Origin of the sequence: Sphingobium sp. B11D3B (genome assembly GCF_025961735.1) — a bacterium.
In the GTDB taxonomy this organism is placed as follows: domain Bacteria; phylum Pseudomonadota; class Alphaproteobacteria; order Sphingomonadales; family Sphingomonadaceae; genus Sphingobium.
Window position 1 is genome coordinate 3,368,783 of record NZ_JAOQOF010000001.1, and the last position, 20,499, is coordinate 3,389,281.

Below are 20,499 nucleotides of genomic sequence, written 5' to 3' on the forward strand. Positions count from 1 at the left end.
AGATTATGGCCAAAGAAGAACTCCTCGAGATGCGCGGGCAGGTGGTTGAGCTGCTGCCCAACGCCATGTTCCGCGTCCGTCTGGAAAATGATCACGAAATCCTCGGTCACACCGCAGGCAAGATGCGCAAGAACCGCATCCGCGTGCTCGTGGGTGACGAAGTGTTGGTCGAGCTGACGCCCTATGACCTGACCAAGGGCCGGATCACCTATCGCTACATGCCCGGCCGCGGCGGCCCTGGCCCCGGCCAGCCCTGATCGGCAGCGCGGCGGCGCCTCCGCCCCGCGATAGCCGGACAGGCGACTCCATGCGCCTCATTCTCGCATCCGCCTCGCCGCGCCGACTGGACCTTCTCGCCCAGATCGGCGTGACGCCCGATGGCGTGGACCCTGCCGACATCGATGAAACGCCGGGCAAGACCGAACTGCCGGCGCCCTATGCCGCGCGCATGGCCGCGCAGAAGGGCGCGGCGGTGGCGGCACGTCATCCCGGCGCGCTGGTGCTGAGCGGCGATACGGTGGTGGCCTGCGGGCGGCGCATTCTGCCCAAGGCGGAGGATGAAGCCACGGCCCGCGCCTGCCTGACGCTCCTTTCCGGCCGGCGTCACCGTGTGCTGAGTGCGGTCACGCTGATCGATGCCGAGGGCAAGGCGCGCCACAAGCTCTCGACCAGCACCGTCACCTTCAAGCGCTTGCATCCGCAGGAGATCGACGCCTATCTCGCCAGCGGCGAGTGGGACGGCAAGGCGGGTGGCTACGCCATTCAGGGACGCGCGGCGGGACTGATTCGCGTCCTCTCCGGCAGCCCCTCCGGCGTGATCGGCCTGCCGCTCCACGAAACGCGCACGCTCCTCCTTTCAGCAGGCTATTCTTGTGACTGATACACCCACGACGCTCCACTGGCTCTATGAAGAGGGCATTGGCGAGGCCCGCGCCGCGCTGGTAAGGGGCGGGCGGATCGTCGAGGCGCAGATCGAGCGGGAAGACAAGCGCGCCCGCGCCGGCGGCATTCATTCCGGGCGGCTGGTGCGCACGCTCATCGCCCGCAAGCGCGGCATCGCGCGGCTGGATAGCGGCGAGATGGTCCTGATCGAGCCGATCCCGCCTAAGGTCGCAGAGGGCGCGCCCGTGCGCGTCGAGATCCTGCGCGAGGCCATCGCCGAGCCGGGGCTGGACGAAGCGCGCGAGAAGCTGGCCAAGGGGCGCATCGCGCAGCCCGGCGTACAGGCCGGTCCCGGGCCGAGCCTGCTCCAGCGCCTGCAGGCGAGCGGCGTGCCCATCGTGCCATGCCCCGCGCATGAGGCCGACCGGATGGAAGCGGCCGGCTGGAGCGAATTGCTGGCCGAGGCGATGAGCGGTGAGGTCGGCGCCGAGGATGCCGCGTTGCGCATCTTCCCGACGCCGGCGATGACACTCATCGATGTCGACGGCGCCGCGCCGCCCGCCCAGCTCGGCCCCAAGGGCGCCAAGCTCGCGGCGCAGGCCATTGCGCGCATGGGCATATCCGGCTCCATCGGCATCGATCTGCCGACGATGAACAATAAGGACGAGCGCTTGATCGCGGCGGCGCAGATCGACAAATATCTTCCCCAGCCCTTCGAACGCACGGCGGTCAACGGCTTTGGCTTCGTGCAGATCATCCGCAAGCGCGAGCGGCCCTCGCTCATGGAACTGCTGCGCGCCGATCCGGTGCGCGCGGCGAGCATGGCGGCGCTGCGCGCGGCCGAGCGGCAAGAGACGGCCGGCGGAGGAGGCGGGCCGGTCGTGCTGACGGTGCCGGCTGCGGTGGCCAAGGATATCCGCACTCATCCGGACTGGATAAAGCTGCTGGAGCGCCGGCGCGGCGGGTCGCTGGACCTGCGCATCGACGACGCCTTGCCGCTGGGGGCGCATCATGCCCATTAAGAATGTCTGCCCCTTGTGCCGCCAGCCGAGCGTGCAGGAATTTCGCCCCTTCTGCTCGCGCGGCTGCCGCGACCGTGATCTGATCGGCTGGATGGACGAGGGCTATCGCGTCCCCGTCCGTACCGATGATGACGAGGATGGCGAAGGCGGCAGCGTCGGACCCGCCAGTGAGGACGGTTCGCGGGGCTGACCGGCGCGCAAGGCCCGCCAAATGCGGGCGGAATGCGCATCTTCGGCTCCCGTCACTTTCTTGAACGGAAAAGGGCGAAACGGGGCTGGACATGCCCCCGCGACCATGCTTATAGCGCACGCTCTTTCGCCGGGTCTTGCACCAGAGGCGATCCCCGTGCCCGGGTAGCTCAGTTGGTAGAGCATGCGACTGAAAATCGCAGTGTCGGCGGTTCGACTCCGTCCCCGGGCACCACTTTCTCAGCATCTGAATAGTCCCACCCATTAGAGCACGGGTGGTCTGCACGCTAAAGAGCCGTTCCTACGGTCTAAGGAAATGCTGACCCCTAAAATGTGACGGATTTCTTGAACGGGGGAAATCGGCGACCCGCTTTGATATGCGCCATCGTCACGGTGCAATCACGTGCGAATGGAAAGTCTGCCGGAAGTGTCATTGGCACTTCGTGCAGGGCGCGCCGGCGTCGGAAGATCGGCTCCCCAATCAGCTGAGGCGAAATCTGCTTTCGAATTCGATCTCCAAGCCTTCGCCCAGAGTGGAGTTAGGCTGGGCGTCGATTAGCAGGAGCATGTCGGAGATCGCGTCCGACACTAAGGAGACGACAATTGGGTCACTTGGATCGAAACCGCACCTGAAGATCGCCTCGCTGGCTGCATCAGGTCCGTGTCGATCGAGGAGCTTCCGAAATAAACTGCTAACGACTGTGTCGACCACGGCATAGAAGCCGTGGATCATTTCATCCTCTGTTCCGTGAACGAGCGTTGCGGTGTAGAGGCGCCTGCTCTCCGTCGCTGGCAACTGGAGCAGGCATTGGCGAGGCCGGTGCGGCGTCGCCCAAGAGACAGCCAAAATTTGGCCCGATCGCCTCGCAGTAGGGCCACTACGGAACCCGTCATTCGCGGGGTAGCTAGTACGATTGCCTGCCATTTTTCTCGCTCCTCAAGACCTCGATTCGCACCTTTCCGCCCACTTACGTAGCCTCCTGACGATTATATATCAACATATCACGAGATAATGATATATAATCGTCAGGAAGTACCATTTGCGTTGGTGCCCATGAAGAGCGTCTGTTAGGCAGAAGCATGGAACGTGAATCGGCCTCCGAGGCCCTTGCCGCGTTGGCCCAGCCAGCGCGACTTGCGACCTTCAGCGTGATTGCGGAGGCCGGCGACGACGGCCTGCCGGTGGGCGAGGTCGCGCGCCGCCTGAACGCGCGCCAGAACACGACCTCCACCCATCTTGGTGTGCTGGCGCGTGCCCACGTGGTGACCGCTCAGAGGGTGGGAAAGTCGGTCATCTATAAGGTCAATCAGGATGTTCTGGGATCCTTGATTGCTTTCCTTGAGGCCTTCACTCCGAAGCCTAACGGATCACCAAAGGTTGGATGACGCCGCTCAAGGGCACACTTAGCCAAAAGGTTTGATTTCTTGCTTCGCCCAAAGGTGGAGAAAGAAATTGGATCAGATTCTCGTCGACCGGCTTGCCATCCAAAAGCCCATGCACTGGGCTAAGACAATCCGACGTCACATAGCGCTTACCGACTATGAGGCCGCAGGCGAGGGTAGCCTCGCTGCTATGGAAGAAGGAGCATCAAAACTAGGCATTTCCATGCGTCGTTTTTACGGCCTTCTCGCCCAATATCGGGCGGACCTGGCCGGAGCACCTATCGTCGCAAAGCAAAAGGGAGACCGCCGGCGGATCGATCCAGCCTGTGAGGCGCTCATTCAGAAAATCATGGTCGATCTTGGCCCTAGCGCGACTGAGCGAGAGATAGTGAGTAATGTGGTCGGCCAGCGCCTGCGAGCTAAGCTGCCTTACGTCTCGACCCAAACCATCAAGTTGCGCGTCGATGACATCGCCAGCCGCGCGAGACTGAAGCGAACTTTCGAAAGCGCGTGCGATTATCTTCTGGACGCTTGTGCTCTCAACCTTTGGATTCGCACCGATGACGGCACTGATGAAGTTGCGCATATCATCGGTCTTTTTGACGTTAGGGAAGGCGCACTAATTTCCCATCGCCTTGTTGCGGGGCGCCCCAGCGCCCCCGACGTCTGTGAGTTCGCCCCATCTGCCAGCCGATTCGGCGTTGGCAAGAAGTTGCGCCTGTGTTGCACTAGGGCCCTAGCGGCGTTTGATGATGAACTTCGTGTTTCTATCGATGCTGAGTCCGTCTCCTTCTCAACCGATGGCTATGTGGCGGGTTTCGGCTTCCGGAGTCTATATGGCCGAGCCATCGGTGAGATCGATTCCTACAATCGTTTTCGTGATCGCCTGCCTCCGTCCGAGGGCGTGAGTTATACGGCAGCGGCCACCGTGATTGCTCAGCTGATTCATCGCCATTCGCTTGAGCCCTAGCGAGCTTGCAGTACAATTAGTGCCGAGCCTACCTGCTGCGTGAGTTCGATCGTGTTTGCGAAGCTGCGTTGAAATATTGCTCAACTTCATTGCGAAGCCAGCCAGCGGGACTGTTCGCCAAAATGCCGGCCTTCTTCAGGTAGCTGCTTGGTCGGACCGCAGAGGCGCCGAGCCAACGTTCTTTAATCTCGCCCGAAGAAATGTACTTGTTGGCAAGCGATAATACGCCTTTGATGGGTATCGGTTGTCCTTTGTCAGAGAGTCCAGCAAGTGCCTTGGCGCTCACGCGGGTTGTAATGTTCAGCACCGATTCCGCATCTCGCCTCGGCATAACGTCCTCAAAGAAAAAATCAGGATAATCGTTTCGATCAAATCGAAGAGATTCAACTAGTCGGCATGTGTCCGAAGGCACCCTGATCCGGTCAAAAAGCCTCGCGGACCCTTCTGTGATGTTGAAGGGCAGCTTTCTCTCAATCATTTCGCGCATGACGGGTCCGAAGGGCTTCTCACGTCGGCCAACCCTCTTCAGAACGTGCTTAATTGGCCGCCATGCGCTGTCTTTAGTGTGCGGGACGGTGCTTTTCTGTTCCAGCGTAGAAACGAACGACGCGAATGAGAGTTTGGTCGTGAAGGCTTTGTTCCACAAGCAAAGGAGAGCTGGATCGTTCTCCCACTCCAGCAACCCGAGGCAGATCAGCTGCTCGACGCCGTGGAAAGTGATTCCGAGCCGTTCTGCGACGGTCGCTGCCCTTAGCCTTCCGCAAAAAGCGTCGGCGAGCCTGTTTACATCAGACGAGTTGAAGTCTTCGAAGCGGTGCTGCTTACCTGATTTTGTGACTGCCGTGATCGCCCCAGACCGCTTCAATTGCGCAAAGCGACCGGCGGAGATCCGAAGTGCCTTGCCCACGTCGGTGCCCATGACACGTTCAGGGATAATAGCTTGATGTACGCTGCGGAGCGTGCCGAAGAATTTTGGCGTGGCTGCTCGCAGAATGGCTATTATCTCAGGCCAACTTTTCGAATGATAGCAGACACGCTTTAGGCGTTGGAGGATCAACCGGTGCTCAGCGACTGGAGCTTGATTGAGCCGACCCGCGACCGTTCGCTCCAAGCTACCTGGCCAGTTAGACATAATCTCGTCACCGAGCGACAGGATCATCGCGATTTGCGCTGGTTCGCACTGATAGAGATTGCCCCTGGGAAGGTCCGGTAAGTCGGCAAGCGCTGCGCCGAGAGCCAACCCCATCTCAAACAACTCACCTCTCCCCAGCCGGTTGAGGTCGACATGCTGATACGGGCGAGCCGGGACGGATGGGTCGAGTAAGCTTGCCATTCGTCGATAGGCGTCCCGATACTCGTCGGGCACGCGATTGGTGTCACACGGCACCGCGCGATAGCCACAATGTTCACAGGTGCCCACCTCGCACGTATGGTACCAACCATATCCGCGACCGCAGCCCGGGCACCTACTGATCAGAAGTTCGAGTGACACTGGGCAATAGGGCAGCAACCGGTGCTGCCAGATTGCACGGTAGAATGGCTCATCAGAGACTGTCGTCGGCGAAAATCTGCGGACCCTCGTCTTCAGATCACACGCGACGACCCGCGCCCCAAAAAAATCCACTGCCGCGGGTCCGGGAGTATTGACGACAGGGTGAGACCTGGCTTCGAGCTCCGCAATGTCGACGCCTAGCGTCCGCGCCAACGCAGGCAATCTGTCCAGATTGGCTCGATCCAAATCGTAGCAATGGATATGCGGGTATCCTGCCGTATTTGTGATCGAGGCAATCGAGCTGTGAAGGTTGTCCCGGGCAACCCGCGCCACGAGTCCGAGCAAAGATTCCCCCGCAAAGGGTGCGAGCGGAAAGAGCACTCGGCCCGAGCCCGGCTCGGGTGCCATCCATTTTGCGGCATCAAACATCGCTGGCCTCCCTATAATCGGCAGCAGAGGTCCGAATTCCGCTAACAAACGGGTTATAAGAGATGATTTTGAGAGGCATCGCCCACTCGCGCGTCGCAACCGCAAAATCATGTGGCTCCATTCTCGTAGCCCCACGGTTAAGGGCATTCTCCAAAGCTACCCGGACAAGGTTTTTGGCTCGACCCAGGAGACCTTGGCTCACCTCGTGTGCGCACAGCAAGATCCGCCGATCCGTGAGGTTCGAAGGCTCAGGCATAACGCCGGCCGAGACAATCTGGTCATCCAGACGCTTGATAAAGTCGCGGAAGACTTTCGCGTCGGCGCTGTTCCTACGGTCCAACGGATTGATGTCACAGGGCGTGACCATCCGGTTGGAAAGTTGCACGTTACTCTCGAGGAACGCGCGAGCATTTTCATTGCCGGCCAGAACCAATGAGGCTTTGCGATCGTCAAGGAAGCGTTTGAGCATGTCGGTCGCGTCGTCGCGCTCCGATGAGCGGAAATCCATGTGCTGAATCTCATCGATCATCAGCACCTCAGTCTGGAAGCGCGCGATACATTTATAGAGGCGCTGGCGCAGGACACCTTCGACCGCCCGGTCAGAATACTCATCGCCATAGGCCTCTAGGCAACTCGCGATGAGGCGTTTGGTGGTGCAAGCGCGATCGAGGCTGACGTACACGACCGTCTTACGGCCGTCTTTCATCTGCCCACGCCGCTCAAGGATTTGCCCATATTGGGCAAGAGCCGTGGATTTTCCTGCGAATGAGGGGCCGGTCACCCGCACCGCCCGCGTCATGCCATTGCTGGAAGCACCAAGCTCTCGCAGGAAATCGATTCGCGAGAAGATCTCGCGATGGGCGGGATGCTGTAGATAGATATCGTTTACCTTGCCGATGGCGGCGGCCGTCGCCTTCAGTTGCTCAAGGGTGACCTCGCGACCGGCGGTGCCGGTCGCGGGTTTGAGTTCGGCTGGGCAGAAGGTGGCAATGACTTTCACCGCGCCCTTCGGAGTCTTAATTGCCGACTTGAGGAGCTTGCTCATGCATAGTCCTCCTCAAAGTTCAGGTCGTCATCCGGCGGTGATTGCCACAGGTCGTCGTCGGAGCCGAAGTCGGGATCGACGTCTTGGATCTCGCGGGTATCCGAGTCATGGCTACCGCCCTGAGCGACCTTGCCGCTGGCAGGCATGCAGATCGGCGTCTCAGCGTCGGTGCGCTCGGCTGCAGCGTCATCCTGCTCCAGCACTGGCCCCATGCCGCTGCTAGTCGCCTCAGTATGCGCGATCTCAGCCTCATGGCGCTCGGCCTTCGAGATCGAACCTTCCGTAAAACGCGCCACTGCGCGACGCTGACGGCCCGTCATGCCAGGGATCGTCGCTTCGATGAACAGATTCAGGTTGTGGCGCGCCAGAATGCGCTCTTCTTCCGAATTGAATTCGAGATTGCGGTTCTTGGCCCATTCCTGCAGCTGTTCATGCTGGTGGAGAGTCAGACCATCCGCATAGCGCTGCTGTAAGCAGGGTACCTCTACATAGGCCGCAGTCTGCCGGTTGCGAACCAGGATACTCCTTAGATTCTCAGGGTTATATTTGATCTGGACGTTGCACGCAGCGGTCCCCTTTAGGCGAGATTTCATGGTCTCGCCCGGCAGGTTCGCCTCGAGCAACTCGTTGACCTCACGGGTGCTCCGATAGGTCAGCCCCTTGAAGCGGATGCCGCCAGTGGTGAGCCTGCGATTATGTTCGGTGAGCCAAGTCAGGATATTCAGCTTACGAACGTCCAGCATCAACCTGCCATGCGCCTTAATCGAGCGAAGCCAGGCCGCCGCCGGCTGTGTGCCGATTCCGGAATGCAACGAAATGTGATAGGTGTTTATGAACTCCTGAATTAGGGCTTCCAGCTCTTCGATCAGGAGAACTGCCCTTACCTCGGGGTTAAGATTTAGCTCGCGCAGCGTCTTGGGATCGAGAGTGTGCCCTGGCAATTTTTCCAGAAGCCATTTCTTGAGCGTCGGGAAAAAACTCTCGACATTAGCCTTCGATTTGGGTGCACCGATCGGCGCGCGGCGGACTGTAATTCCGAGATCGCGGAGGACTTCGACGGTAGAAATCGCGATGTAGTTCTTGCCGTTGTCCGAATAAAGGACACTGGGCTTTCCGGCTATCTCGCGCAGGACCGGGTATCGCTCGATCCATTCTGGGGAGAGGTCGAATTTGTCGGTCCCCATGCGACGAAGGCATTCGGCCACAGTGCTCGCAGTGGGCGGAGAGAATGAGAGCACCCATCCGACGATGCACCGGGTTGCGACACAAATCGCGATGCACAGATAAGGCCGGTTTGCCGGAAGACGATGCTCCGCATCCACACAGGCGATGCAATCGAGGACGGTGTCATCGATCTGTACGATCTCGAGGGCGCGTTTGGCAGTGATCGATCCACGGGCAGCATCCCAATGCCGCTTGGCTGCGGTTTCGCCAAATTTTTGAACCCACATAGACCGGCTTTCGATCCCGCGAACCTCGCGCCGGATCGTTTCCCGAGACGGCGCTTTCAGGACTTCCAGGCCTTTCGCCTTCCGCTCGATATTGGTTTCCTTCACCGCCGCAACAGCCGCTGAAAATGCGTCCTCGATTTTGCGGCCGCGATCGAGCCAATACCAAACCGCCTTGTCTTCGACGATCCTAGTGACTTCAGGGTCGAGACGCTTGGGGCGATCGACGCGCCCTGTCATGGAGACGAGGTCGGCAAGCTGCGGCCGCTCTGGGTCGGTTCGGCGGAGCCAGGTGCGGACCGTTGACGTCGCCGGGCACAGCCCATAGCTAGTGAATTTGGCGGACCATATGCGCTTGATATGGCCGCCCAGCGCAGGATCATTCGACACAATCCCTTCGCTGGCGAGCAGGAAAAGGAGCCCAACGCGCGCCGGCGCCATTGGGTCGAGGGCCTTGAGCTCTTCAAGATCAAGCTCGCGCAGGTCGTCGGCAACGCGCGGATGCTTGCTGACATCGCTGCTTACCATTTCGAGCGCGCCCTTGGCGATTGTGTGAAGCAGCCACACTCGGTTGGCGACCGTCTTGAGGCCGGTCTCCGGGTTCGTCACGTAAAGCATCTTGCCGGACTTCACGTCGATGATGTTGAGCGCATCGTCCCCTAGGTCGCCCTTGTACATCATGAGCTGGTCATCGATCTTGAAGGTCGAATTGATCGTAAACGCGTCGGGAAGGACGCCGGTCGGTTGGTTGATATCGTGCATAAAGAATTCCGGTTCGGTAGGCGTGACCAGCCGACTTGAATCTCACGACGAGATTCAGGGGCTAGGTTGACGGGTTTGAAGAGTATCGGCGGCCGCTACTTAGCGTGTGGCGGAAGCCAGATGCGGTAAGGCGTCTGAGGTAAGTCCGGCGCGCGCCGCACGATACTGCTGCGTGAGAGCGGGCGATTGAGATCGATCGAGAGGAGACGACGTACCATCATCGCATAAAGCGTCGTCTGCCCACGGACCGCGCAGCTGGAGATTTCATCTGCCAAGTCGCCCAACAGCATCAGATCGTGACGGCGTAGAACCTTGTTGACGATCTGCTGCTCACGAAGTGTCACGTGATTGAAGCGATAATACTGGATGTCAGTGACATTCTCGATGAAGTACTCGTTCCCGAGATTGCTATGCGTGAGCTGGGTGTAATCCCACCCCAATGCTTCCGCTCCGCATTCAGAAATCGCCCGCTGGAAAAGGTTCTTCCCCTCGTCAAAGGCTGCGAAATCATATTTCGCCTCGATCAACTCAGGAATGCGACCGATCATCACCCGGGCCGCATCAGGGATCGCGGAGTAGCGCTTTCCCCTCCAGGTGACCTCAATGCGGAGCGGCTGAGTGCGATAGGCGATGTAGTTCGTGAGCACCTCCGCTTGGTGCGTAATCTTGCGCTCAACGCTCGCTTCAGTGCTGAAGGAGCGACGATAGCGCTTCGATGGATAGCCATCGGTCTCAACAAGCCTAGCGCCATTGAGCGGATTGCGGATTTCTCCCTCGTTAAGAGGGAAAACAACCCGATCCACCGTCATCTCGGCTCTGATGGTGTCGATCTCGTGTCGGATATCATGATCGATCAAGTCGATCGTTTCCTGCGAATTATTCATTGAATATTCCCCCTTTCGTGGGATATTCGCCAAATTAAGGCGGTTTAAAAAAATAAATTGAATTATAGTTTGGCCGCAAAGTTTCGTTTCCTTTCGATATTCGAAAAGATCGATTTCAGGATATGGCAATGAGGTAAGAGTGATTATATATATGTCTTAGATAACTTATCCCTTGTCGTATTAATCAAAAACTTCCTTCTTATATAAGGCTTTCACCCGGCAATCTATTCTTGGAATGCAATAAAAACCTTATGACATTTAAAATACGGGTCGATTGACGGTTGGCAACAGAAAAATTGACAAAATAACGTTTTGTCTATAACCGTCGATTATCAAACGATTTTTTGGGGATTTAATGACCGACGCGGAACGCCAGCGGCTCATCGAGGGGCTTTGCGAGGGGAGGTTTGATCTCCGCGAGCAGCTGAACGTCGTGGCCCTCATCCCTCCAACGAAACGGGATATGTTCGACACGCGTTTGCGCGTCCTCGCGGCTTATGAGGCGACACCACCTCATTCGATGGAGAAGACCGCAGCTGCCGCCGCAGAGCTCTCAATGTCGCCGCGCAATGTGAGCCATCTACTCACCAAGATGAGGAAGCTGGGGCCTGCGATCGGCCTGGCTCCCAACCATCGCGTGAAGCAGCGGTCGTCAGCCCGTACAGGTCTTCATCCGGATGTCGATCAAGCTCTGATCGACCACCTGAAAGTTGACCCTGAGGCCAAGCTGGCCGTCGTCTATCGGAGCTTGATAAGTGAATTTGGCAAGACGCTTGTGCCCTCCGAGCCCACCGTGCGCACGCGCATCTCTGAGCTGCGCACGTCACCACTGATCGAATTTGCAGCCTCAAGAATATCGGTCGGGCAGGATCTCGTTATCGATCAGTGCGGTCTCGATGTGGCCGCCAGCGGCTTTTACGCTGTCGCGACCTTCCTGATCGATAAGCAAAGCCGCACGATCCTGGGCCTTGAGCTTTCGGGCGATGAAGGGGTCGGCGCAGGGCTCGGCCATTTGATTGCGTCGGTCATAAGAAGCCATGTCAGCTGGTTGCCAGCAAACCTTCGTATCGCGCCCTCCATAAGGGCCATAGAATGGGTCGTGCCGCCGGGGCTTGAGCAGCGCGTCTCAGACTTTGAGGAGGTGACTGCCCGACTGGGCATCGAAGGTCGTTGCGTCATTGGCGGCCGGCGTCACGGATCGGTCCTGAGGCGGCTTATTGGCAACAGGCTCGGGCCTTTCATCTTTCGCGAGAATACGAGTGGCGCGGCCGAGAGAGCTGGCGAAGACATTCAACAGCGCCCCGAAATCTCCATCATGGAAGCTTTCCACGAGCAAGTTACGATCCATAATGAGAAGATCCGTGATGCGTTTGGTGTCGGTGCCGCACCACAGGATGAGGACGAGCGCGAAGCAAATATCAGCGCGATCGGCACTGCGTTGAGTGACGTCTTCGCCTCGGTATTGCCGGCACCATTGGCGGCCGAGGTCGTCGATGCGGTAGGTTACCTCCCGGCACTCAAGCAATCGCAACTTTAGGTGATGTAGGAGCGAGGCGGTGTTGGGGACAGGTTCGATGAGCAGCCAAGACGAGCCGGCCCTCCCGCGTCTAGACATTTCTCTCTTCGCCACATCAAATCGGCGTCGCCTGAGCGGGCCGGCACTCCGGACATTCCACATGATCGCGATCGAATGGGGCCTGACGCTGCAAGAGTGCCGACTGGTCCTCGGCTATCCTGCGACGTCGACTTATCGCGTTTGGAAGAAGCGGGCGCAGGCGGGCAAAGAGATCGTTCTCTCAGTCGACACTCTCACGCGCATTTCTGCGCTCCTTGGCATCTATCGGGCTGTGAGAATCCTGTTCGGCGAAGGGGAGACGGCCGCCGGATGGTTGCGACGTCCGAACGATGAGCGCGTCTTTGGCGGCAACCCGCCAATGTCTCTAGTCACCGCCGGAACGCAAGATGCCCTCATGACTGCGCGGCGGTTCCTGGATGCCGCTTGCCTCGGTGTCTACATGTCGCCCCCCCGGGTCGATGTCGACTTCAAGCCCTATGAAGACGATGAAATCATCTTTTTGTAGCACTGATTATCCCAGGATTTCGGTGACGGGCGTTTCAGGCGATAACACAGGAAAGCAGGCATCATGCGCATTCGGATGATCGATCCTCCAAACGGCTATTATTATGGATTTCCCAAGCCGTTTGAGGCGGCGGAAGGAACTACCATTGACGAATGGTTGCTCGCGAATGGCTATCCCCAGCATGAGGCAGACAGATTCCCAAATGGGGTGCCGTGCCGTGTGTACTTTGTTGAGCGCCCGTAGGATCCATCAAACGGGCTCAGTCTAGTGCCGCGAACGTCCGTTCTTAGCGGATGAGTTCGCCGGCTTCGGAGCTTTCGGCTTGGCATGCCTACAGCCACTTGGCCCGGCAGATTTCGGCGCCTTCCGCCCTCTAGTCAGACGCTCGACTTCGCCACGCAGCTTCCCGATAGCGGCCGTTCGGTCAGAATCTGACCTGCGAAGGCTCCACGGGAGTAAACGGATTCTCGTTCCCGTGAATACAATTGATGTTTCAATACCAATTTCTGCGACTAACTTATTCATATGGCGAACACTGTCCCCAAGCTTTTTATCATAGAGTCCTTGGACCTTGAGGATGAGGCCGACCACCGCGAAGGGGAGGTGATCTCCCGCGTGTTGAGGATGGCCGGTAGCAAACCAATCTATCGCTACGTTCGCACAGAACAGGAGCTGATCCGCTTTGTGGAGGAGTTTCGGGAACGACGTTACCGCTGGCTGCACATTTCAGTCCATGGCAACCATAATCTGATATCACTCACGCTCGATCAGCTTAATGCCAAGCAGTTCGCCAAAATTGTCGGGCCCGCACTGGCTGACGGACGACGGCTTTTCCTCTCAACATGCAAGGCTGCGACTGTCGACCTTGCTTCAGCCATTTTCGGTCACGGAGGCTGCTTGTCCGTTCTGGGGCCGATCAAGAAGATCCAATTCGATGACTCTGCGATATTCTGGTCGAGCTTCTACCACCTCATGTTCAAGCGGAAACGCAGCAGGATGCTTGGGCGCGACATGGAGGAGGTAATCGCCATGATGGGAGATGCAGTTGGAAGGCAATTCCGCTTGTTGAAGCCGGGCCTTGCCGGACAAGCGACAGAAACCAAGCTTCCCAAACGGCTCACGAAGGGCAAGAAAAAGTAGCGCGATAATCCAAAACGGCGCGTGGCGGAGCCTTCAGTCGGTTGTGATGAAGGGGTGGCGTCGCATACCTATCGGCTTCGGCCCGCGTGCTGCTCTCGGTATGGCTTTGATCTCCTCGGGCTGGAGGGCGATAGCCTGCAAAAGCTCTGACAAACTCAATTCAAGCGCCACCGCGATCCGGGCAATCGAGATCAGGCCCGCATTGATCTCGCCCCGCTCGATTTTTCCGAACGCTCCACGATCGATGTTCGCCAAGGATGCAAATGTCTCCTGCGAATAGCCTTTCGCTCGCCTCATAGCGCGGACTTGATTTCCAAATTCTGAGAGAATCGCAGGAGTAGCCATGCGCTCACATTGCGAAAAAACCGAACGAGGTCCACGGTATATATATCCCCGGTATATTGACTATATTCTGACCTGTGACTATAGTTTCCCAAGCGATATGAGGGTGTAGAAGCGTTTTTCTGTCACCGGCGCAGAGGGCGGCGGCCTATGAATTCCTACAGATTTGCGGCCATCCGCGGGGTGCAGGCCGGCCGAGCCTATTATGTGATCATGGTCCCGCTGCGCTCGGTCGGCCGCCTGTTCTGCTTCGACGAGGAGGAGCTTCCGCCCGAGCTCCGCGCCCAGCGCGAACTCAACAAGGGGCGCGTGCCGGCAATCGCCCAGTATATCGCCGACCATCCTCGCGAATATGTCCTGTCGGCGTTGGCCGCGTCGATTGACGGCGGGTTCCGCTTCGAACCGTTGGGCACGGACAGCACGTCACGTTCGGTCGGGGTTCTCGTCGTGGACTTGACCGCGACGATCCTGATCAACGACGGCCAGCACCGCCGCGCGGGGATCGTCGAGGCGCTACGCGAGCGTCCGCATCTGGGAGACGAGACGATCGCAGTAGCGATCTTTCCCGATGAAGGACTCGAACGATCGCAGCAGATGTTCGTCGATCTCAACCAGCACAGCGTCAAGCCGGCGCGGTCGCTCCGCTTGTTCTACGACAGCCGCGACCAGGGCGCGCGCCTGACCCGTGCCGTCGCCGATGCAATCCCGCTCCTGCGCGACCTGACCGACTTCACCCGCTCGAACTTGCCCGCCGGATCGCGCAAGCTTTTCGCGTTCAGCAACCTTCATACCGCCGTGGCCACTTTGGTTAGCGAGGCGGGTCTCGATGCGACGCCGGAGCGGGCCGACGACGTCGTTGCCTTCTGGAACGTGGTCATCGCTAATATGCCCGACTGGCTGGCCGTAGCGCGGCGCGAAGCGTCCCCGGCGGATTTGCGCCGTGACATGATTCATGCCCACGGCGTCGCGCTGGAGGCGATCGCCATCGCCGGCGCGCGGGCGATGAACGACAATCCCAACGGCTGGCCGGTGATGCTGGTCGGCCTGCGCGATGTCGACTGGTCGCGCGCAAACCGGGCGCTTTGGGAGGGCCGCGCGCTCGTCGGCGGCAAGATCAATCGGTCGCGGACCAGCGTGGTCCTCACTGCCGAGCTGATTTCTCGGTCGCTTGCGCAGGAAGGAACTGACGGCGCGCGGCAAATCGGTTAGCACAGCTCCAAGGGACGGATGATGGTATGAGTGAAGACGGGTTGGACGGCAAAAATACGCGATTGGCGCGCATCTACGACGAGGTGCGCGAGATTTATCTGTCCGACTCCCGCCCTTGGGTGGTGGGCTATTCCGGCGGCAAGGATTCGACCACCGCGCTCCAGATCATCTGGACCGCGATCGAGGCTCTCCCGCCTGAAAAACGCACCAAACAAATCTATGTGATCAGCTCCGACACGCTGGTCGAGACCCCGGTCGTGTCGCGCTATATCGACGTATCGCTCGAACGCATCGCCAAGGCTGCGATCGAAAAGAACATGCCGATCGTCACCCACAAGGTCGTGCCCGAGGTCGGGCGCAGCTTCTGGGTCAATCTGATCGGCCGCGGCTATCCAGCGCCGTCGCGGCGGTTCCGCTGGTGCACCGAGCGACTCAAGATCGAGCCGGCCAACGACTTCATCAAGAGCCGCGTTGCCGAGTTCGGCGAGGTGGTGATGGTGCTCGGGGTCCGCTCACAGGAATCCGCGACCCGCGCCCAGGTCATGTCGTTGCACAAGATCGAAGGCTCGCGCCTGTCGAAGCACAGCTCGCTGCTCAATGCCTTTGTCTATGCGCCGATCGCGGATTTCTCGACTGACGAGGTCTGGACCTATCTGCTCCAGAACCAGTCCCCCTGGGGAAATGACAATCGCGATCTCGTGGCGATGTATCGCAACGCCGCGTCGGGCGAATGCCCGCTCGTCGTCGATACGACGACACCGTCCTGCGGCAATTCGCGCTTCGGCTGCTGGGTCTGCACCGTGGTCGAGCGCGACAAGGCGATGGAGGCGATGATCGATTCCGGCGAGGAATGGCTGACGCCGTTGCTCGAATATCGCGACATGCTCTCCGAGACCCAGATTCCCGAGCGCAAGCACGAGTTCCGCGATTTCCGCAGGCGCACCGGCCAGGTCTCCTTCATCGGCAAGACCGATCGGGTGATGCCCGGACCCTATACGATGGACTTTTGCCGCAAGCTGCTTTCCAAGCTGCTGCACATCCAGAATGAAGTGCGGCGCGACGCGCCGATCGGGGAGGCCCCGGTGCTGATCCAGGAAGCTGAGCTCCACGAAATCCGCCGGCTATGGCGGACCGAGCGCGGCGACTGGCCCGACACGGTGCCGCGGCTGGTGCGCGAGATCCTTGGCCGCGAACTCGACTGGGTCGCCGAGGATGCGATCGCCTTCACCGCCGACGATGGCGAGCTGCTCGATGCGGTCTGCGCCGACAATGACGTACCGACCGAACTGGTGATGAAGCTGCTCGATATCGAGCGCGCCTCGCACGGCCTCAAGCGCCGGCATGCGGTCCACACAAGGATCGAGGAAGCGTTCAAGCTCGAATGGCGCGATCTCGACGTGCTGGTCGAAGCCCGGCGCCGCGCCATCGGCGTCGGTCCGGATGGCGAAGCGCTGATCCTGGATGACGACCTCGAACTTCCGTTCGACGGCGAATGAGGGCGACGCGATGATTCTCCGTTCGATCGAACTGGAAAATTTCGGTCTCTATGCTGGGCGCCAGCGGCTCGACCTCGTTCCGCAGCGCGGGCGTCCGGTCATTCTGTTCGGGGGCCGCAACGGTGCCGGCAAGACGACCTTGCTCGAAGCGGTGCGGCTGGCGCTCTATGGCCGGCGGGCGCTCGGCTTTCGGGTCGCGCAATCCGAATACGAGGATCATCTGCGCGGCCGAGTGCATGCCGGGCTCGACGGAAAGACCGCGAACATAGCGTCGGTCGGCCTCGAATTCGACTATGCCGAGGGCGGTGTGGTACAGCGCTACCGCGTCAACCGGCGCTGGACCGTCAAGGGCAGCAAGGTCGTCGAAACGCTAAGCCTCGAGAAGGACGGCGCCCCGGTCGACGCCGTGCCGCGCGACGAATGGCACAGCTTCCTGCAGGAGCTGGTGCCGCCCGGCGTGTCGCAGCTGTTCTTCTTCGACGGCGAAAAGATCGCTGAGATCGCCCGTGACGATCCCGATGAAGGGCTGGCCGAAGCCGTGCGGGGGCTACTCGGGATCGAGCTGGTCGGCCGCTTACGCACCGATCTCGGCCTCTACCTCGCGCGCCGCAACCGGCGCGAAGGGGGTAATGCCGCCGCCAAGCTCGAACTGACCGTGCGCGAAATCGCCGCGCTCGACCGCCAGATCGTCGAAAAGGCCGAGCACGTCGCCGAGCTTCGCTCGCGGCAGATGTCGCAAGCGCGGGTCGCGAGCAATGTCCGCCAGCGCTTCGTCGCTGAAGGCGGCGATGCCGCCAGCCGACGCGCCTCGATCGAGGCCGCGCGCAAGGAAGTGCGCGAGCAGATCATGCGCCGCGAGACCGAAATGCGTGAACTGGCTGGCGGGCTTCTGCCTTTCGCAGCGGCGCCCAAGCTGACCAAGCGCTTCGCCAATGCGCTGTCGCGTGCCAGCGAGCCTGGCATCGGCGCCGAAGCGGCGGCGCTCCGCCAGCGGCTGCTCTCTTGGCGCGCCACGGGAGACCCCAAGCGGTCGGCGAAATGGAACGGTGCCCATTGGCACGATCTGGAGGCGTTTCTCGCGGCCGATGCCGCCGCGCCGGTCGACCTGCCCGAATCTTCGGTCAGCGAACTCGATACCGGAGAACGGCGCAAGCTGCTGGGCAAGCTTACCGACGTGCGCGAGACGGTGGCGGCGCGTGCGTCGCTACTGGTGGCCGAGCTGGATGCGCTGGCGCGGCGGCTGCGCGAGATCGAAGCCGATCTGGTGCGCGCCTCGGGTCAGGCGGCTGGCGTCGTGCTCGACGAACTGCTGCTCGCCGAAAAGGACATGGGCGCGGTCGAAGCCGAGCTGAAAGCGCGAGAGGAAGAGGTGCGCATTCTCGAATATCAGCGAGCCACGCTCGACCGCGAGCGCCGCCGCATGCTCGACGCGCAGAATGAGGCGGCGGCGGGCGAGGAACGCGCCGAGCTCGCCAACCGGGTGGGCCGCGCTCTGCAGCAATATGAAGAACAGCTGCTCGACCGCAAGCTCGCCCAGCTCCAGACCGAGTTCGTCAGCCGGTTCAACCATCTCGCGCGCAAGGGCAATTTCGTCGCCGACGTCCGGATCGACCGGACCAGCTTCGATGCGACATTGATCGACCGCGCGGGACGGGAGATCCGCAAGTCGACTCTCTCGGCCGGCGAGAAGCAGGTCTATGCGATCGCGATGTTGTGGGCGCTGGCGCGCACCAGCGGGCGCCCGCTGCCAATGATCATCGATACGCCGCTGGCGCGCCTCGACAGCGAACATCGCAACACGCTGGTCGAGCGCTATTTCCCGGAGGCCAGCCATCAGGTGATCGTCCTGTCGACCGATACCGAGGTCGATGACGCGCTGCTCGAACGCCTGGGTCCGAGCATCAGCCACACCTATCGGCTCGACTATGATCCGGTGCGCGGCGCCACGACCGCGACGCCGGGCTATTTCGACGACGCACATAACGGGGAGGACGGCGTTGCGCTTCAACAAGCTTAAGATTTCGTCCGACGCGTCGAGCCGGCTGCGCTCGATCCGCCAGCGGACCGGGCTGACGCCAAATCTGCTCTGCCGGATCGCGATCATGCTGTCGCTCGAAGAGGGGCCGGCCGCGTCGCTGGCGCCCGACGACCAGGGTCAGGAATTTAACGCCTATACGCTGACCGGCGAATATAACGCGCTGATCGCGTCGCTGCTGCGCTTCGTCGAGGAGGATGAGACCGGCGCCGGGCCGCTCGACAACGACCGGCTGATCGCGTTGCTCCAGGCGCATATCCATCGCGGTGTCGCCACCCTCTCGGTGCGCGCCAAGTCGCCGGCCGATGTCGGTCGGCTGGCGCTGGCGGCATGAGCGGCGACGGCGTCGGGGGCGCCGATCCGATCTATCTGGACCATAATGCGACGACGCCGGTCGACCCCAAGGTTCTCGCGGCGATGCTGCCTTACTTTACGGACGTGTTCGGCAACCCGTCGAGCGTCGAGCATCTCCATGGCAATCGCGCGCAGACGGCGGTGACGAAAGCACGCGCCCAGGTGGCAGCCGCGCTCGGCGCGCGCGACAATGAGATCGTCTTCACCGGCAGCTGCACCGAAGCCAACAACATTGCGATCCTGGGCGCGGCGCGGGCGCGGGCCGAGCGGCGTCATCTGGTCACCACCGCGATCGAGCATCCGGCGGTCCTCGAATCGTTCCGCCAGCTCGCGCGCGAAGGCTTCGAGCTGACGATCCTCGGCGTCGACGAATTCGGCCGAGTGAGCGCCGACGCGGTGGCCGCCGCGCTGCGCGACGATACCGGCCTGGTCTCGGTGATGGGCGCGAATAACGAGGTCGGCACGATCCAGCCGATCGCGGCGATCGGAGCAGTCTGCGCGGCCCGCGATGTGCTGTTTCACACCGATCTGGCGCAGGTGATGGCGCACCGGCGGGTCGATGTCGCAGCCGAGAATATCCATCTCGCCAGCATTTCGGGGCACAAGGCCTATGGCCCCAAGGGCATCGGTGCGCTCTATGTGCGGTCTCGCTCACCGCGCGCCCGGCTGACCCAGACCGTCTATGGCGGCGGCCAGGAAAAGGGGCTGCGCTCGGGCACGCTCAATGTCCCGCTGATCGTCGGCATGGGCGTTGCGCTTGAGCTTGCCGCCAAGCTGGGCGCGACCGAGGCCGCGCGCCTGCGCGCGCTGTGCGCCGCCTTTGTCGACCGGATCGCGGCGGCGATCCCCGATGCCCAGTTCAACGGCCATCCGACCGAGCGCATTCCGGGCAATGTCTCGCTGTCGATTCCCGGCATCGAGCCGCTGGCTCTGATGCACAAGCTGAACGGCATTGCGAGCTTTTCCGCGTCGAGCGCCTGCGCCACCGACAAGGTCGAGACCAGCCATGTGCTGCTGGCAATTTTCGGCGACACGCCGCGCGCGCGCCAGGCGTTCCGCGTCTCGCCCGGCCGGTTCACGACGGTCGACGATATAACCCTGTTCGCCGACAGCCTGATTGCCGAAGTCGCCGCGCTGAGGCGGTTTGCCGCCTAGACGCGCAGTCCCACGGGCTGCGCCGGTCTTTCGATGCCGGTTTCGATGGCATTGCGGAAGGGCTCCCGCTAGCTTCCGCCACGGGAAGGCGATGGGCCTGTCAGGTGGGGTGTGCCGAGTGCGGCGGAAAAGTGACGGTATCGATCGGCAGGCTGCTTGGGCCGTTTGGGAGGCTGGCTTT

At 60.8% G+C, this 20,499-nt stretch carries 19 protein-coding genes and 1 tRNA gene; 15 read left to right on the forward strand and 5 right to left on the reverse strand.

Annotation, left to right across the window (positions count from 1 at the left end; genetic code table 11):
- The first annotated feature begins 5 nt into the window (after positions 1 to 5).
- The 7 genes from infA (at position 6) to M2333_RS15695 (ending at position 4,446) form a co-directional block, all read left to right on the forward strand.
- A complete protein-coding gene (gene infA, locus M2333_RS15665) occupies positions 6 to 257 on the forward strand; it encodes a translation initiation factor IF-1 (RefSeq protein WP_181558542.1) in 252 nt (83 codons plus the stop codon).
- Positions 258 to 307: 50 nt separating this feature from the next.
- Complete coding sequence (locus tag M2333_RS15670; protein ID WP_264587943.1) at positions 308 to 880, forward strand: Maf family protein; 573 nt, start codon at positions 308 to 310, stop codon at positions 878 to 880.
- Positions 867 to 1,904 (forward strand): ribonuclease, encoded by a 1,038-nt coding sequence (locus tag M2333_RS15675; protein WP_264612645.1) that lies wholly within the window; start codon positions 867 to 869, stop codon positions 1,902 to 1,904. Before M2333_RS15670 ends, M2333_RS15675 begins: the two co-directional genes overlap by 14 nt.
- Entirely contained in the window at positions 1,894 to 2,094 is a 201-nt protein-coding gene (locus M2333_RS15680) for a DNA gyrase inhibitor YacG (RefSeq protein WP_264612363.1), read from the forward strand. Before M2333_RS15675 ends, M2333_RS15680 begins: the two co-directional genes overlap by 11 nt.
- Before the next feature lie 158 nt (positions 2,095 to 2,252).
- Positions 2,253 to 2,328 (forward strand) — tRNA-Phe (locus tag M2333_RS15685).
- Positions 2,329 to 3,173: 845 nt separating this feature from the next.
- Complete coding sequence (locus M2333_RS15690; RefSeq protein ID WP_264612364.1) at positions 3,174 to 3,479, forward strand: ArsR/SmtB family transcription factor; 306 nt, start codon at positions 3,174 to 3,176, stop codon at positions 3,477 to 3,479.
- Between the two features lie 67 nt (positions 3,480 to 3,546).
- Positions 3,547 to 4,446, forward strand: a complete 900-nt coding sequence (locus M2333_RS15695) for a hypothetical protein (RefSeq protein WP_264612365.1) — start codon at positions 3,547 to 3,549, stop codon at positions 4,444 to 4,446.
- 28 nt (positions 4,447 to 4,474) lie between these two features.
- On the opposite strand, the gene M2333_RS15700 is transcribed toward M2333_RS15695, so the two are convergent.
- The 4 genes from M2333_RS15700 to M2333_RS15715 form a co-directional block, all read right to left on the reverse strand.
- Complete coding sequence (locus M2333_RS15700; protein ID WP_264612366.1) at positions 4,475 to 6,367, reverse strand: TniQ family protein; 1,893 nt, start codon at positions 6,365 to 6,367, stop codon at positions 4,475 to 4,477.
- Positions 6,360 to 7,412, reverse strand: a complete 1,053-nt coding sequence (locus M2333_RS15705) for a TniB family NTP-binding protein (protein WP_264612367.1) — start codon at positions 7,410 to 7,412, stop codon at positions 6,360 to 6,362. Before M2333_RS15705 ends, M2333_RS15700 begins: the two co-directional genes overlap by 8 nt.
- Positions 7,409 to 9,622: a transposase family protein gene (locus M2333_RS15710; RefSeq protein WP_264612368.1), complete on the reverse strand. Its 2,214-nt coding sequence runs from the start codon at positions 9,620 to 9,622 to the stop codon at positions 7,409 to 7,411. The genes M2333_RS15705 and M2333_RS15710 overlap by 4 nt, the downstream gene beginning before the upstream one ends.
- Positions 9,623 to 9,717: 95 nt before the next feature.
- Positions 9,718 to 10,506, reverse strand: a complete 789-nt coding sequence (locus tag M2333_RS15715) for a hypothetical protein (protein ID WP_264612369.1) — start codon at positions 10,504 to 10,506, stop codon at positions 9,718 to 9,720.
- Between the two features lie 355 nt (positions 10,507 to 10,861).
- Here M2333_RS15715 and M2333_RS15720 point away from each other — a divergent pair, with 355 nt between their 5' ends.
- The 3 genes from M2333_RS15720 (at position 10,862) to M2333_RS15730 (ending at position 13,727) form a co-directional block, all read left to right on the forward strand.
- Positions 10,862 to 12,043 carry a hypothetical protein gene (locus M2333_RS15720; RefSeq protein ID WP_264612370.1) on the forward strand — a complete coding sequence of 394 codons (1,182 nt, stop codon included), beginning with the start codon at positions 10,862 to 10,864 and terminating at the stop codon, positions 12,041 to 12,043.
- A gap of 139 nt (positions 12,044 to 12,182) precedes the next feature.
- Complete coding sequence (locus M2333_RS15725; RefSeq protein WP_264612371.1) at positions 12,183 to 12,587, forward strand: MbcA/ParS/Xre antitoxin family protein; 405 nt, start codon at positions 12,183 to 12,185, stop codon at positions 12,585 to 12,587.
- 525 nt (positions 12,588 to 13,112) lie between these two features.
- Complete coding sequence (locus M2333_RS15730; RefSeq protein WP_264612372.1) at positions 13,113 to 13,727, forward strand: hypothetical protein; 615 nt, start codon at positions 13,113 to 13,115, stop codon at positions 13,725 to 13,727.
- Between the two features lie 33 nt (positions 13,728 to 13,760).
- Here the strand turns inward: M2333_RS15730 and M2333_RS15735 are convergent, their stop codons facing one another.
- A complete protein-coding gene (locus M2333_RS15735) occupies positions 13,761 to 14,072 on the reverse strand; it encodes a helix-turn-helix domain-containing protein (RefSeq protein WP_264612373.1) in 312 nt (103 codons plus the stop codon).
- A gap of 147 nt (positions 14,073 to 14,219) precedes the next feature.
- On the opposite strand from M2333_RS15735, the gene dndB reads away from it, so the two are divergent.
- Genes dndB through M2333_RS15760 form a run of 5 tightly spaced genes read left to right on the forward strand, consistent with a single transcriptional unit; the run spans position 14,220 to position 20,318 of the window.
- Entirely contained in the window at positions 14,220 to 15,278 is a 1,059-nt protein-coding gene (gene dndB, locus M2333_RS15740) for a DNA sulfur modification protein DndB (RefSeq protein ID WP_264612374.1), read from the forward strand.
- A gap of 26 nt (positions 15,279 to 15,304) precedes the next feature.
- A complete protein-coding gene (dndC, locus tag M2333_RS15745; RefSeq protein WP_264612375.1) occupies positions 15,305 to 16,774 on the forward strand; it encodes a DNA phosphorothioation system sulfurtransferase DndC in 1,470 nt (489 codons plus the stop codon).
- Between the two features lie 10 nt (positions 16,775 to 16,784).
- On the forward strand, positions 16,785 to 18,791 hold the full coding sequence (gene dndD / locus M2333_RS15750) for a DNA sulfur modification protein DndD (protein WP_264612376.1): 2,007 nt from the start codon (positions 16,785 to 16,787) through the stop codon (positions 18,789 to 18,791).
- Positions 18,772 to 19,143: a DNA sulfur modification protein DndE gene (gene dndE / locus M2333_RS15755; protein ID WP_264612377.1), complete on the forward strand. Its 372-nt coding sequence runs from the start codon at positions 18,772 to 18,774 to the stop codon at positions 19,141 to 19,143. Before dndD ends, dndE begins: the two co-directional genes overlap by 20 nt.
- Positions 19,140 to 20,318, forward strand: a complete 1,179-nt coding sequence (locus M2333_RS15760) for a cysteine desulfurase family protein (protein WP_264612378.1) — start codon at positions 19,140 to 19,142, stop codon at positions 20,316 to 20,318. The genes dndE and M2333_RS15760 overlap by 4 nt, the downstream gene beginning before the upstream one ends.
- The last annotated feature ends 181 nt before the right edge of the window (positions 20,319 to 20,499 follow it).

Coding starts and splice junctions, on each gene's coding strand:
- infA (WP_181558542.1), top strand. CDS start 6: ATGGCCAAAGAAGAACTCCTCGAGATGCGCGGGCAGGTGGTTGAGCTG.
- M2333_RS15670 (WP_264587943.1), top strand. CDS start 308: ATGCGCCTCATTCTCGCATCCGCCTCGCCGCGCCGACTGGACCTTCTC.
- M2333_RS15680 (WP_264612363.1), top strand. CDS start 1,894: ATGCCCATTAAGAATGTCTGCCCCTTGTGCCGCCAGCCGAGCGTGCAG.
- M2333_RS15690 (WP_264612364.1), top strand. CDS start 3,174: ATGGAACGTGAATCGGCCTCCGAGGCCCTTGCCGCGTTGGCCCAGCCA.
- M2333_RS15700 (WP_264612366.1), bottom strand. CDS start 6,367: ATGTTTGATGCCGCAAAATGGATGGCACCCGAGCCGGGCTCGGGCCGA.
- M2333_RS15705 (WP_264612367.1), bottom strand. CDS start 7,412: ATGAGCAAGCTCCTCAAGTCGGCAATTAAGACTCCGAAGGGCGCGGTG.
- M2333_RS15710 (WP_264612368.1), bottom strand. CDS start 9,622: ATGCACGATATCAACCAACCGACCGGCGTCCTTCCCGACGCGTTTACG.
- M2333_RS15715 (WP_264612369.1), bottom strand. CDS start 10,506: ATGAATAATTCGCAGGAAACGATCGACTTGATCGATCATGATATCCGA.
- M2333_RS15720 (WP_264612370.1), top strand. CDS start 10,862: ATGACCGACGCGGAACGCCAGCGGCTCATCGAGGGGCTTTGCGAGGGG.
- M2333_RS15725 (WP_264612371.1), top strand. CDS start 12,183: ATGATCGCGATCGAATGGGGCCTGACGCTGCAAGAGTGCCGACTGGTC.
- M2333_RS15730 (WP_264612372.1), top strand. CDS start 13,113: ATGGCGAACACTGTCCCCAAGCTTTTTATCATAGAGTCCTTGGACCTT.
- M2333_RS15735 (WP_264612373.1), bottom strand. CDS start 14,072: ATGGCTACTCCTGCGATTCTCTCAGAATTTGGAAATCAAGTCCGCGCT.
- dndB (WP_264612374.1), top strand. CDS start 14,220: ATGAATTCCTACAGATTTGCGGCCATCCGCGGGGTGCAGGCCGGCCGA.
- dndC (WP_264612375.1), top strand. CDS start 15,305: ATGAGTGAAGACGGGTTGGACGGCAAAAATACGCGATTGGCGCGCATC.
- dndD (WP_264612376.1), top strand. CDS start 16,785: ATGATTCTCCGTTCGATCGAACTGGAAAATTTCGGTCTCTATGCTGGG.
- M2333_RS15760 (WP_264612378.1), top strand. CDS start 19,140: ATGAGCGGCGACGGCGTCGGGGGCGCCGATCCGATCTATCTGGACCAT.